We start from the raw sequence: 13,202 nt of genomic DNA on the forward strand, positions 1-13,202 counted from the left end.
GTACTCCTTGTAAACGTGGGTACAAATGTTCATTGAAGGGTCGCCGACAACGCGTCGGCGTACTGCTTGATGTCCTGCTCCGTCTTGGTTTCGGTTGCGCAGACCAGCAGCGCGTTGCCCAGTTCCGGATAGTGCCGGTTCAGGTCGAAACCGCCGACGATGCCCAGATTCGCGAGCTTCTCCAGCACCGGCGCCACCGGCTGGTTCAGGCGAATCACGCATTCGTGGAAACCGGCCGGCGCGAACACCGCCTCGACGCCGTCGATTGCACACAAGGCCTGACGCAGGGCCTGAAGATTGGCGGTGCTGGCGGATGCGGTGCGGGCCAGGCCCTCCGGACCGGTGATCGCCATGTAGATCGTGGCGGCCGTGACCAGCAGGCCCTGATTGGTGCAGATGTTGGACGTGGCCCTGGAGCGGCGGATGTGCTGTTCGCGCGCCTGCAAGGTGAGCGTGAAGCCAGGCTTGCCGTCCAGATCCACGGTGCGGCCGACGATACGGCCCGGCATCTGGCGCACGAAGGCCTGCTTGCTGCACATGAAACCGAAGTAGGGCCCGCCGGAGGACAGGGGCGCACCCAGCGGCTGGCCTTCACCGACCACGATGTCGGCACCGGTTTCGCCCCACTCGCCGGGCGGCTTGAGCAGCGCCAGTGAGGTCGGGTTGACCACCGCGACCACGAGCGCGCCCTGAACATGCGCCCAGTCGGTGATCGCGTCCACGTCTTCGTACTGCCCGAAGAAATTGGGCTGCGCGACGACCACGGCGGCGATGTCGGAACCCTCATGCGCCTTCAATGCCGACAGGTCCATGGCCCCGGTATCAGCCAGGTATCCGATGGCGATCTGCTCGATGTTCTGCGCATGCGTGATTGCGTAGGCCGTCTCGCGATAATAGGGATGCACCGATGCCGGCATCAGCACGCGCCCGGTACGGCTCTTGCCATTGGCGCGCATCGCCATCAGCAGGCCCTCGCCGAGCGCCGAGGCGCCGTCGTAGAGCGAGGCATTGGAGACATCCATGCCGGTCAGCGCCGTCATCATCGACTGGAACTCGTAGAGCACCTGCAGCGTGCCCTGACTGGCCTCGGCCTGATACGGGGTGTACGCCGAATAGAACTCGCCGCGCGTGGTGATCTCCCACACCGCGGCCGGAATATGGTGCTCATAGGCACCGGCACCGACGAAGTTCAGCGGCGCACCGTCGATCGCCGCTCGGCCATGCATCAGGCGCGCCACGGCCATTTCGGGCAGCGCGGACGGCACCTGCGTCAGGCCGACGGACTTGAGCTCCGCCGGAATCTCGTCGAACAGGGCATCCAGACTGCTGGCGCCGATCGCGCCGAGCATGCTGTTGATGTCGTCCTGGGTGTGCGGAATGAAGGGCATCGAATTTCAGTCACCGGATTGATGTCTCGCGCAAAGACGCGGAGACGCAAATTGTTTCCCGCTCGTCTTGGCGGCTTTGCGCGAGCAACAGCGCTCAGTCCTCCGACAGCACCTGCTCGTAGCCATCCGCATCCAGCAGATCGTCGACCTGATCGATGTTGTCGGGCTTGAGCTTGTACATCCAGCCTTCACCGTACGGATCCTGATTGAGAATTTCCGGGGCGTCGGCGAGGTTTTCGTTGATCTCGACCACTTCGCCGGACAGGGGCGCGTAAACGTCCGACGCAGCCTTGACCGATTCGACCACACCGCAGGCTTCCTCGGCGGCCAGCACGCGGCCGACCTCCGGCAGTTCCACGAATACCAGGTCACCCAGCGCTTCCTGCGCGTGGTCGGTGATGCCGATCAGCACGCTGCCGTCGTCCAGTGGCTTGACCCACTCGTGCGATGCGACGTACCGCAGATCCTCTGGAATATTGCTCATCTCACCAACTCCTCTTGAATGTCGATTTGGGGTTCAGGTGCAGCAGGTCATGGAGCCACACGGTAGTGCGGGACTCCTGCGAATTGCATGCCGAAGCGGTCGGCGCTCAAAGCTGCGACTGCCCGTGGCGCACGAAGTTCGGCTTGACCACGCGCAGCGGATGCCACTGGCCGCGGATTTCGACCTCGCAGTCACCCTCGGCTTCGCGCGGCACGCGCGCCAGGCCGATCGACAGCTTGAGGCTGGGCGCGAAGCCGCCGGAGCTGAGTTCGCCGGCGGCGCCGTTGCCGAACCGCACTTTCATGTGTCCGCGCAGCACGCCGCGCCCTTCCAGCACGACGCCGATCATCTTGCGCGGCGCCTTGCCGCGCAGCGGTTCGATCGCGCCCCGGCCGATGAAATCACGTTCCGCCGGTTCCCAGGCGACCGTCCAGGCGAGTCCGCATTCCAGCGGGTTCACCGATTCGTCCATGTCCTGCCCGTAGAGATTCATGCCGGCTTCGAGTCGCAGGGTGTCGCGCGCGCCGAGCCCGCAGGGACGCACGCCGGACATCGCCAGCGCTTCCCAGACCTCGACCAGCAAGTCGTGCGGCAGGATCAGCTCGTAACCGTCTTCGCCGGTGTAGCCGGTGCGGGCGACGAACCAGCTTTCATCCCAGGCAGCCTGGAACGGCCTGAGTTCTGCGACGGACGGCTGCAAGGCTTCGGGCATCAGCCGATCCGCCTTGGCGCGCGCGTTCGGACCCTGCACGGCCAGAATGCCCAGATCCTGCCGATGTCGGACCTCGACACCGAACGCGGCCGCATGGCTTCGAATCCAGGCCAGGTCCTTGTCGGTGGTGCCGGCGTTGACCACCAGGCGGAAGCGGTCCTCGGCCAGGAAGTAGCAGATCAGGTCATCGAGAATGCCGCCATCTTCGTGCAGCAGACAGCTGTACAAGGCCTTGCCGACAATTTGCAGCTTGGCGACGTCATTGGCCAGCAGCCGGCTCAGGAACTCACGGGTGCGTGGCCCGTGCAGATCCACGGCGGACATGTGGGCCACATCGAACATTCCGGCATCGGCGCGCACCGCGTGATGCTCTTCGAGTTGGGAACCGTAGTGAATCGGCATGTCCCAACCGGCGAAGTCGACGAGCCTGGCGCCGAGAGCCTGATGCTGGGCGTGCAGTGCGGTGGTCTTGAGCATGAAGGTTCCGTCGGGCACAGCAGTGGGCGAAAACGAGCAATGTCTCGCCGCCCCTCTGTCCGGGAACCTGAGAGTTCAGGCGACGAGTGCGTCACCTTACCCCTTCGGTGGACCTGTTCGGTCGCTCTCCAGAGTCGATCACCAGCCCGCGACGCAACCATCCCCCGTGCATCGCGGATCGGAAAGTGTCTGGTCCTTTTGCCTGAGCGATTCCGGGCGGATTTGCGCCTTCGGCGCCGCGGCGCGGCCTCGGCCGGTTCGCGGTCTCTCCCAAACACCTTTGATCGACCGGCATGGTAACCGGTCTGGCACGCTCCCGAAAGCGAGAGCGGTGTCACGGAACCGCCCGGAACCGCGGTCAGACTCCCCCAAGCAGGGGATTTTCCTCGACCGGTACGGCGCGCACAATCTGACGCCACGCGGTTCGCGAATCGCGAGTGACTGCCGATGCAAGCGGAAAATGGTCCCGGCAGCCGGTCGCGTGCGAAGCGGGCAAAGCGCCGGCGTCCGGCACCTGGGGAGACAACGAGACAATGTCAGTACACCCGTTCGCAGCGAGCCGCATGCTCGCCGCGCTGATTCTGCTTTCACCGGTCATCAGCCTCGCGCAGCAGACGCCCCCCACGCCGGGCAGCGTGACCGATACGCTCAAGCCCGCACCCAGAATCGAGCCGCTACCACCCGCCGCAGTGGACACGCCAGCACCGCAACCTCGCGCCGAAGTGCCGGCCGGTGGCCGCGAGATCACCGTGGAACGCTTCGTCTTCGAAGGCAATACCGCCTACGACGAGGCCACGCTGGACGCCCTGATCGCCGACTACCGGGCGCGGCCGGTAACGCTCTACGACCTCTACGAAGCGGCTGATCGCATCGCCGCGCACTACATCGGCCAGGGCTACACGCTGACCACGGTGGCGATTCCGGCACAGCGCGTGGATCGCGGTGAGGTGGTGTTCGAAGTCATCGAGGGTCGGGTCGGCCGCGTCCGCGCCGAAGGCACCACGCGCTATCAGGAAGCCCATCTGCGTCACTATCTGGACGAGGTCCATCCCGGCGAGCTGTATCGCACCGAGGATCTGGAGCGGGGGCTGCGCCAACTCAATGAGCTGCCGGGCCTGTCCGCGCGCGCCGTGGTCGAACCGGGTCAGGCCTACGGCAGCAGCGACATCGTGCTGCGTGCCGAGGAAACGCCGGTTCGCGGCGGCGTCTTCCTCGACAACCACGGCCGCGACAGCATCGGCGAATACCGCGCCACCGTGAATCTGGAGCTCAACAATCCGACCCGCACCGAAGATCAGTTGCGCCTGCTCTACCTGCAGTCCGAGGATGCACTGCTGCGCTACGGCTTCGTAGAATATTCCGTTCCGCTCAACTTCCGCGGGCCGCGCCTGGCGGTGTCCTACGGCCAATCCGACTTCGAGGTCGGCGACGGTCCGTTCGAAGGCCTGGTCGAAGGCACCAACCGCGACGGCCGCGTAGCCCTGAACTGGCCGCTGATCATCACGCGCAACGAGCGCCTGGTGCTGTCACCGGCGGTGCGCCGCACGGTGGCCGACACCGACCAGTTCGGCCTCGTGGAACGCGGTACGCGCATCACCCTGCTGGACTTCGGCGCGAGCTACAGCCGCGCGTTCACGAACCGCTCGGTGATCCAGCTCAGCGGCAATCTTTCGAGCGATTTCGGCTCGCAGTCGCGTGAGGATCTGAGCGCGCCGGACAGCGTCGGTACCGAACAGAAGCTGCGCGCCGAAGTCGATCTGCAACAGCTGAGTCCACTTTGGCGGGAAATCTTCGTATATACGAGGGCGGCCGCGGTGTGGTCGCCCGACCCGCTGGTCGACACCGAGCAGTTTTCGCTGGGCGGCCCCAACAGCGTACGCGGCTACCCAGCCGCGGAAGTGCGCGGCGATCGCGGATACATGGCGACGCTCGGCCTGAACCGCAGCTTCGGCTTCGGGCCGGTCACGCTGGACGGCCGCGTCTTTGTCGACGCCGGCAGCGTCTATGTGATCGACGCGCCGGACGGCACGGATTCGAAGGTCTCGATCGCCAGTATCGGCATCGGCGGCGACCTGAGCCTGCCGGCCGGTTTCGGGCTGCGCCTGGATCTGGCTTTCCCCTTCGGTGACCGCCGCGACACGATCAGCGACGGAAACGACGACGGCCGCCTCTACGGCACCGTCTCCTATCGCTTCTGAGGTCCGAGCCATGGTTTCAGCCAATTTTCCGCGTCTGTCCCTGACCCCGATCGCGCGCGCACTGCGCCAGCGCGGCGCCTGGCTCGGCGCCGCCAGTCTGGCCGTTCCGTCGCTGGCAATGGCGGGCCCGAGCGGCGGCCAGGTGGTCGGCGGACATGCCGGGATCAACACGCCCAACGGCACCACCACCACGATCGACCAGTCCACGCATTCGGCCGTGATCAACTGGCAGACCTTCTCGATCGGCAGCGAGGAGTACGTGGTCTTCAACCAGCCGTCCTCGTCCTCGGTGGCGTTGAACCGGGTGCTCGGCGGCACGCCGTCCGAAATCTTCGGACACCTGCTGGCGAACGGGCGCGTGTTTCTGGTCAACCCGTCCGGCGTGCTGTTCGCGCCGGGCGCAGAGCTGAACGTGGGGGGCCTGGTGGCCACCACCATGAGCATCTCGGACGAAGATTTCATGGCCGGCCGCTACGTCTTCACCGAAGGCGGCGACGGCGAGGTGGCCAATGCCGGCTCGATTCACGCGGGCGACAACGGCTTCGTGGTGCTGGCCGGCGACCATGTTGGAAATGCCGGCCTGATCCAGGCCCGGCTCGGCGAAGTGGTGCTGGCCTCCGGCAGCGCGATGACACTGGACCTGAGCGGTGACGGCCTGGTCGGCTTTTCGGTCGATGCGGCGACGGTCTCGGAGCTGGCCGGCGTGGAGAATCTCGGTCGCATCACCGCCGACGGCGGCAGCGTGCTGATGACCGCGGCGGTCGCGCGCGGTCTTCTCGGCACCGTGGTCAACAACGAAGGCCTGGTCCGCGCGCAGTCGATCGAGGCAGGCGCCGACGGTTCGATCCTGCTGTCCGCCAGCGGCGGCAACATTTCGCAGTCCGGCACCCTGGACGCCTCGGCGACCGGCAGCGCTAGCGCCGGCAGCATTCACCTGCGCACCGATGGGGACATCGAGCTGGCAGCCGGTTCACGCACCGTCGCACGCGGTGGCACCAACGGCACGGGCGGCGAAATCCGCACGATCGCCGACGGCGATCTCTACAGCGCCGGCAGCGCGCGGCTGGACGTGCGCGGTGGCACTACCGGCGGCCTGGTCGAACTGTCCGGTCATCACGGCATCACGATTCGCGGCAGCCAGCAGATCGGCCTGGGCGGGCGACTGCTGATCGATCCCAGCGAAATCAGCATCGGCGCCAGCGGCGGCCAGGGCTGCGAGTTCGACTACTGCTACGAACTGCTAGAAGACGTGCTGGTCCAGGGCGCGGACGTGGACCTGGTCGCGCAGGACCTGATTTCCTTCTACGCCACCGCCGACGGCCACTTCGACGGACGCAACGGACAAGGCAGCGGCGGCAATCTGCTGATCGGCATCGGCAGTGTGGACGGCATCTACTATCGCGGTGACGCGGGAGACATCCAGGTCGCCGACGGTTCCCTCAACGCCTTTCTGATGGATGGCGGCATTTCGATCTATGCCGGCGAGAGCAGCGGCTCGATCAGCGGCTTCGGCGAACTCAGCGGTGCCGGCATCGAATTGGCTGCGGGCGGCAACATCATCGCGGGCGATATCACCAGCGATGGCGCCGCGACCGTGTACGCCGGCAGCGGCATCGTCACTGGCAACGTCGTGGCGCAGGGTTCAATCTACATGGACACCACGGCCGGCGACCTGACGGCAGGCAATCTGAGCCTCGGCGCCGACGATTCATACAACGATGGCTATGGCCGTACCGAGCTCAGCCTGTATGCCAGCGAAGGATCGATCGCGGTCGGAGACATCGCGGTCGACGGCGGCGGGCCCGCCTACCTCAGCGCCTTCGCCGGTGGCAGCCTGAGCACCGGGGACATATCCGTTCACGCCGGCCCGAACGGCGGTGGCGGTTACATTCCGGCCGCAGCCGTCAGCGCGTCCGCCGTGTCGGCTGGCGATAGCTATGAGGACTACTACACCGATGGCGCACAGATCCATCTGAGTGCCGCGGACGCCGTGACCGTGAACGGAAACCTCTCGCTCAGCGCCGAGGCGGTCATCGATGAATTCGTCGGCGACGGCTACTCGTACGGCAGCCTTGAAGGTCGCGCCACCGCTCAGATCGAAGGCAGCACCGTGACCATCGCAGGCGATACCTCGATCGCGGGCTTCGGCGATAGCGGGCTGTATATCGACAGCCTCGGTGACGTCAGCACCGGCGACATCGCCATTGATACGGCCGCCGCCGTGTACTCGGAGTTCGGCGACGCTTACGGCGGCGAGGAACACTACGGGGTGGCTTATCTTCAGATCTTCGGCGGCGAAGCCTCTGGAATCGGACTCGGCAACGTATCCCTGGTCGGTCCGGAAGCCGGCGTCGCCATTTCCGGCAGGCGCATCGACATCGAAGGCGATTTCCACGCAAGCGCGCGTGCGGCCGGCAGCGAGGGCAGCGCCTGGCAACGCGAAATCGAGGATGGCGAAATCCTGGTGGATTCGACGTTCTCCGGTGTCGGTGTGCGTCTCACCGCGCTCAGCGACGGCATCTCCGTGACCGGCGATCTGATGCTCGACGGCCCGACCGCCGGCATCACGCTGGCGTCCACTGACGACATCAGCATCGGCGGCGAGCTTTCGGTCCTCGCCAGCGGCTATGTCGTCGACGGCGACGCCACGCGCCTGCTCGACGAGGACGGTCTCGCCGGCAGCCCGGTATCACCACTGCTGCTGCCGCCGGTACTGTTCGAGGGTCGCACCGAGTGGGGCGGCGCCGGTGTCCTGATCGCCGGCACCACGCTGGAGAACGGCGTACTGGAAGACAGCGACTTCGCCGACGCCGTCAGCATCGGCGGCAATCTTCAGGTGAGCGGTCAGGGCATCGCGCTGACCCAGGTGCAAACCGACGGACTCAGTGTCGGTGGGACAACGAGCACCGACGCAACACTCGGACACCTCAGCGGCAGCTGGCGCGAAACCCGCACGATCGACGGAGCGGACTACGAAGTCACGCGCAGCGTGAGCGGAACCGACGGGGAAAGTCCGGCGCGCCACGCCATATCGGGCATCTACCTGGGCCTGCGTGATGGCGACGCCATGCTGGGTGACGTATCGGCCAGCGGCGGCAACGCCTACATCCAGTTTGACGGCGGCCAGCACTGGAGCGTGGGTGACATCACCGTGGCCGGCGGGCTCGGCGAACTCGCGAACGACTACGCCGACACGGCCAGCTTCGTGGCGCTGGACGAAACCGCCCCGAGCATCGGCGACACGCAGACGCGGCTGCTCGGCGGCCTCAACAGCTTCGCCGTCGGCGACGAGGCCGGCGGTCCGCCACTGAGTTTCGCGTCCGGCGACATTTCGGTCAGCGGTGCCGGTCAGGCCGCACTGGTCGTGGTCTCGGGCAGTGCCAGCACCGGCGCGCTGTCGGTGACGGCCCAGAACGGTCTGGTCGAAACCAATGACCCGACCGTGCTCGCGGAGCCGGTTTCGCTGATCATCGGCGACGCCAGTCTGCAGATCGATACGGACGGCCCGCTCGCAACAGGTGCCGTCAGCGTCGATGCGCTGGGCAATGTCCATCTCGGCGGCAGCTTCAACAGCAGCGGCGACGTCAGCATCAGCAGCGCCGGCCTGATCGACGGTTCGATTCCGATCGAGTACCTGCCGTCCTCTCCGCTGGGCGCCGGCGCCAATATCCAGGTCTCCGGCGGCAGTGCGGCGCCAGCACGCTCGAACATCTCGCTGCTGCCGCTGAACATCGCGGCCGACGGCGCGGTGACGATGCAGTTCTTCGACGACAGCGCGCTGGACGGATTGGAGCTGAGCGGATCGACCGTCGACCTCAATGGTCATGGCGCCAGCCTCACCGTCGACGGCGACACCACACTGGCCGCCGAGAGCCGACTCGACCTCGGCAATACCATGCTGACCGCCAACAGTATCGCCCTCAGTGGCGAACTCGACCTATCGCAAGCCAGTCTGTCGACCGCGCGCCTTTCGCTGCATGAAGTCCTCGACGATCTCAGCTACGGCGATTTCGAGGGCGAGCTGCTATCGCTGATATCCGACAACGGCAGCGTCACGGCCGGTAACATCGCCGTGGATGCGCTGACGGTCGCGGCCGCCGGCAATGTCTCGCTCGGCGACCTGCTGATCGCTGAGAGCCTAGCGCTGACGGCCGGCGACGCCGCCGGCACGCAGATCGCCATCGGTGACATCGACTATGACGGTCCGCTGAGCTTCGAATACAGCAACACCAGCGTGTCGCTTGACGACGTGAACACGCAGTCACTGATTTTGGCGCTGACCGAAGGCGACGCGAGCTTCGGCAGCGTCGACGCCGATAGCGTCGATATCAGCGCAGCCGGCATCAGCAGTCTCGGCAGCAGCATCGACGCCGAACAGATCACCATGAGTGCCGACGGCGTGCTTGCGCTCGATGGCAGCCAGTTGACGGCTGGCAGCATCAATCTCAGCGGTGACAGCCTCGGCCTCGGCGACACCACCCTGGCAAGCACTGATCTCGCGCTGCGTCAGTTCAGCGGCGACCTCGCCTTCGGTAGCTTCGAGGGTGCCGCGCTATCGCTGACCGCCGACGGCGGCAGCATCAGCGCCGGCAACATCGATACAGACAGCTTGGCGGTGAGCAGCGCCAACAACCTCACCCTGGGCAATCTGACCATCAACGAAGCGCTCAGTCTGGCCGCCAGCGATACCGTCGGCACCCAGATCCTGGTCGGCGACATCGCCTACGGCGGCGCACTCGACTTCAACTACGCCAATGCCGATGTCACGCTGGGCGACGTATCCGCGCAGGCGCTGAGCCTCGAACTCGGCAATGGCGACGCCCACTTTGGCAATGTCGACGCCGACAGCGTCGATATCAGCGCAGCCGGCATCAGCAGTCTCGGCAGCAGCATCAACGCCGAACAAATCGCCATGAGTGCCGGCGGCGTGCTTGCGCTCGATGGCAGCCAGTTGACGGCTGGCAGCATCAATCTCAGCGGCGACAGCCTCGGCCTCGGGGAAACCTCGCTGGCGACGACTGATCTCGCGCTGCGTCAGTTCAGCGGCGACCTCGCCTTCGGTAGCTTCGAGGGTGCCGCGCTATCGCTGACGGCCGATGCCGGCAGCATCAGCGCCGGCAACCTCGACGTGAGTGCGCTGGCCGCGGACGCTGCCGGCAACCTCACGCTCGGTGACCTGGATGTCAGCGAAAGCCTGATGCTGACCGCAGGCGATGCAACCGGCACGCAAACCCTGATCGGCGACATTTCCTATGGCGGCGTACTCGGCTTCAATTATACAAATGCCGATGTCACGCTAGGCGACGTATCCGCGCAGGCGCTGAGCATCGAACTCGCCAACGGCAACGCTCGCTTCGGCAGTGTCGATGCCGACAGTCTCGACGTTTCAGCGGTGAATATTGTCAGCCAGGATTCGAGCCTCAATGCCGAAACAATCGGTCTGCTCGCTGCGAACCAGCTGACGCTCGACTCGGTAAACGTCAACGCCGGCAGCGCCGCGCTGCGCGCCGGCAACACGCTGAGCCTCAGCGGCAGTTCGATCACGGTCGATCAGCTCGAACTCACGGCGGATGAAGGCGATGTCTCACTGGTCAGCAGCTCGCTGAACACCGACAGCGTGGCGATCCGCGCCGGCGGCGATGTCGTCGCCAGCGGCGAAGGGACCACGATCGATGCCGGCGGGCTCGGCGTGGTCGCCGGTGACCGCATCGAACTGGTCGAAGCGCAGCTCACGGTCGGTACCGGTGACTCTCCGTTCGCCGGCGATGACACGTTGATCGCGCGGCTGCCGGTCGCGCTGCGTCCCACGTCGCCGAACCCCAACGCGGCGTTCACCGCCGGCGGCGCAATCGGTCTCGGTGGACTGAGCATGGCCGGCGATCATCTCTACCTGCATACCAACTCGGTGCGCTTCTCCGGCAACATCGCGGCCCCGACCGATCTGTTCGTGCAGTTCCGGCCCTACGACGATGCGCTGTCGCTGGGCATCGAAAACCTCGCCTCGACCACGCAGGACATCAACTTCACGGTCGACCAGCACGTCACCGTGTTCCCCGGCACCACCCTGGCATTCGGCAGCAGCACCTACGCGGGCAATATCGTGGTTGGCGACAGCGCCGCGCTCGATCTTGCCGGGCACGACAGCAACTTCGTCTTCCTGACCTCCGGCACGATCTCGGGCACAACGCAGAAAATCCCGACCAATGGCCAGGTCGTCGTCCTGGGCGGCACGGTGCTCGATGTACCTGAGCAGGAGCCGGACGCAGACCCGGGCATCAACAGCGCCGTGCCACCCGATCCCGAAGGAGATTCGCTGCCGGGAGAAGGCGGCGTGCTGGTCAGCGTGGCGAGCGCCGACGATGAGGATGACCTGATCGACGAAACCGCCGGCGGCGAAGACGCGGAGTGCGAATGATGACGGGCTCGAAAGGAAACACCATGAGCTTGCTACGCCGTGTCCTGTTTGGAGCCACGCTGATTCTCGCGGCCTTGCCGTCGTTCGCCGCCGCGGCAGACGCCGGCAACCTCACCATGCTGGTGGGGCGCGGCACGGCCCTGTCGCCGGACGGCAATGTGCGCGCCCTGGCCAAGGGTGATCCGGTGTTCGCCGGAGACCTCGTCAACACCGGCACCAACAGCTTCCTCAATATCAAGTTCCACGACGGCGGTCTGGTGACGCTGCGGCCCAACAGCCGCTTCGAGATCAGCGAGTATCGCTACGATGGCGATGCCCCCGCCCCGGCGGAGGCCGCGTCGCCCAGCAGTGCAACACCGCAAGCCAGCACCGGCCGCGCCTTCTTCCGCCTGCTCAAGGGCGGGTTTCGCGCCGTCACCGGTCTGATCGGCAAGAGCGATCGCAACGACTACGCAGCCGTCACCCCGGTGGCGACGATCGGCATTCGCGGCACCGACTACCTTGCCGTGCTGTGCGATCTGGCCTGCCAGGCCGACCCGGTGGTCCGCAGCGATCTGCCGGAAGGCGCCAATACCGCAGGCGCCTCGATTTTCGGGGTGATCGAGGGCCGCATCGTGCTGACCACGCCGCAGGGCGAAACCCAGGAACTCGGCGCCGACGAATACGCGATCGTCCTCGCCGACGGGCGTATCGTGCTGCTGAGCCGGCAGCCGCGCTTCCTGAGCGTGGACCCGATTCCGAATCCGGAAAGCTGCGTCGAGTGAGATTGCCAGCCCCCCCAGGATACGGAGACCTCGTCGCCCTGGACCGTCAGGCTCACGCCGGCCTGGGCCTGGTCACGGCCAGCGACCATCGCTGGACCGCGGCGCTGACGGCGGTCGCCATCGGTCTCGTCGAATTCTCCCGCGCGGCGCTCGACTATCCGCTGGCCTTCGTCCGTCGTGGCGAACGCTATGACGCCGTCGCCGTACTGGGACTGCGTGCCGGCCAAAACCTGTTCGTGGAAGAATCGGGACACTGGCGTCCGGGCGCCTACGTTCCAGCCGGCATCCGACTGCATCCCTTGTGCCTGGCCGAGATCGCCACCGGCGATTCTGACGCGGCACCGCGAACGCTGGTGGCCGTACAGGCGGATCGCCTAAGCGCCACCGCCCCGCCGCTGTTCGACACCACGGGCCAACCGACAGCGCACTGGGCTTCCTGGGAGAAATTGCTCGACGCGGCGGAACAGTCGCGCCGTGCGACCCAAGCCTGGAGCGAAGCCTTGCGCGCGCTCGACCTGCTGGTGCCGTTCGACGCACTGGCACGGCCGCGTTCCGGCGAGCCGATGCGGGTCTCGGGCCTGCATCGCATCGACGAAAACCGGCTGAACAAGCTGTCGCCCGAAACCCTGCATGACTGGCAGACTCGGCACTGGCTGCGCGCCGCACACGCGCACCTGATCTCGTTGGAGAACTTCGCGCGACTCATGGACGCGGCTTCGACAGGCACGGCACGAGCCTGAAGCACTGGCTTGCCGGGCCGGCGA

General features: G+C 66.1%; 7 protein-coding genes and 2 riboswitches. Of the genes, 4 read left to right on the top strand and 3 right to left on the bottom strand.

Annotated elements, in window-relative coordinates:
• Positions 1–29 precede the first annotated feature (29 nt).
• From gcvPA to gcvT, 3 genes are all read right to left on the bottom strand, one after another.
• Positions 30–1,388, bottom strand: coding sequence for an aminomethyl-transferring glycine dehydrogenase subunit GcvPA (gcvPA, locus tag RM530_RS04265; RefSeq protein ID WP_311363971.1), 1,359 nt, complete (start codon positions 1,386–1,388; stop codon positions 30–32).
• A gap of 94 nt (positions 1,389–1,482) precedes the next feature.
• Positions 1,483–1,872 carry a glycine cleavage system protein GcvH gene (gcvH, locus tag RM530_RS04270; RefSeq protein ID WP_311363972.1) on the bottom strand — a complete coding sequence of 130 codons (390 nt, stop codon included), beginning with the start codon at positions 1,870–1,872 and terminating at the stop codon, positions 1,483–1,485.
• 106 nt (positions 1,873–1,978) lie between these two features.
• On the bottom strand, positions 1,979–3,061 hold the full coding sequence (gene gcvT, locus RM530_RS04275; RefSeq protein ID WP_311363973.1) for a glycine cleavage system aminomethyltransferase GcvT: 1,083 nt from the start codon (positions 3,059–3,061) through the stop codon (positions 1,979–1,981).
• Positions 3,062–3,106: 45 nt separating this feature from the next.
• A riboswitch (glycine riboswitch) is annotated at positions 3,107–3,203 on the bottom strand.
• A gap of 38 nt (positions 3,204–3,241) precedes the next feature.
• A riboswitch (glycine riboswitch) is annotated at positions 3,242–3,344 on the bottom strand.
• A gap of 250 nt (positions 3,345–3,594) precedes the next feature.
• Here gcvT and RM530_RS04280 point away from each other — a divergent pair.
• Genes RM530_RS04280 through RM530_RS04295 form a run of 4 tightly spaced genes read left to right on the top strand, consistent with a single transcriptional unit; the run spans position 3,595 to position 13,178 of the window.
• The gene (locus tag RM530_RS04280; RefSeq protein ID WP_311363974.1) at positions 3,595–5,259 is read left to right on the top strand and encodes a ShlB/FhaC/HecB family hemolysin secretion/activation protein; all 1,665 of its coding nucleotides are present in this window, start codon (positions 3,595–3,597) and stop codon (positions 5,257–5,259) included.
• 10 nt (positions 5,260–5,269) lie between these two features.
• A complete protein-coding gene (locus RM530_RS04285; RefSeq protein WP_311363975.1) occupies positions 5,270–11,674 on the top strand; it encodes a two-partner secretion domain-containing protein in 6,405 nt (2,134 codons plus the stop codon).
• A 23-nt stretch (positions 11,675–11,697) separates the two neighbouring features.
• Entirely contained in the window at positions 11,698–12,438 is a 741-nt protein-coding gene (locus RM530_RS04290) for a FecR family protein (RefSeq protein ID WP_311363976.1), read from the top strand.
• Positions 12,439–12,440: 2 nt separating this feature from the next.
• Positions 12,441–13,178: a SapC family protein gene (locus RM530_RS04295; protein ID WP_311363977.1), complete on the top strand. Its 738-nt coding sequence runs from the start codon at positions 12,441–12,443 to the stop codon at positions 13,176–13,178.
• Positions 13,179–13,202: the final 24 nt, after the last annotated feature.

Origin of the sequence: Banduia mediterranea (genome assembly GCF_031846245.1) — a bacterium.
Taxonomy (GTDB): domain Bacteria; phylum Pseudomonadota; class Gammaproteobacteria; order Nevskiales; family Nevskiaceae; genus Banduia; species Banduia mediterranea.

Bases quoted from the DNA above. Each gene is read 5' to 3' on its own strand.
- RM530_RS04290 (WP_311363976.1), top strand. From the start codon at position 11,698: ATGAGCTTGCTACGCCGTGTCCTGTTTGGAGCCACGCTGATTCTCGCG.
- gcvH (WP_311363972.1), bottom strand. From the start codon at position 1,872: ATGAGCAATATTCCAGAGGATCTGCGGTACGTCGCATCGCACGAGTGG.
- gcvPA (WP_311363971.1), bottom strand. From the start codon at position 1,388: ATGCCCTTCATTCCGCACACCCAGGACGACATCAACAGCATGCTCGGC.
- RM530_RS04285 (WP_311363975.1), top strand. From the start codon at position 5,270: ATGGTTTCAGCCAATTTTCCGCGTCTGTCCCTGACCCCGATCGCGCGC.
- RM530_RS04280 (WP_311363974.1), top strand. From the start codon at position 3,595: ATGTCAGTACACCCGTTCGCAGCGAGCCGCATGCTCGCCGCGCTGATT.
- gcvT (WP_311363973.1), bottom strand. From the start codon at position 3,061: ATGCTCAAGACCACCGCACTGCACGCCCAGCATCAGGCTCTCGGCGCC.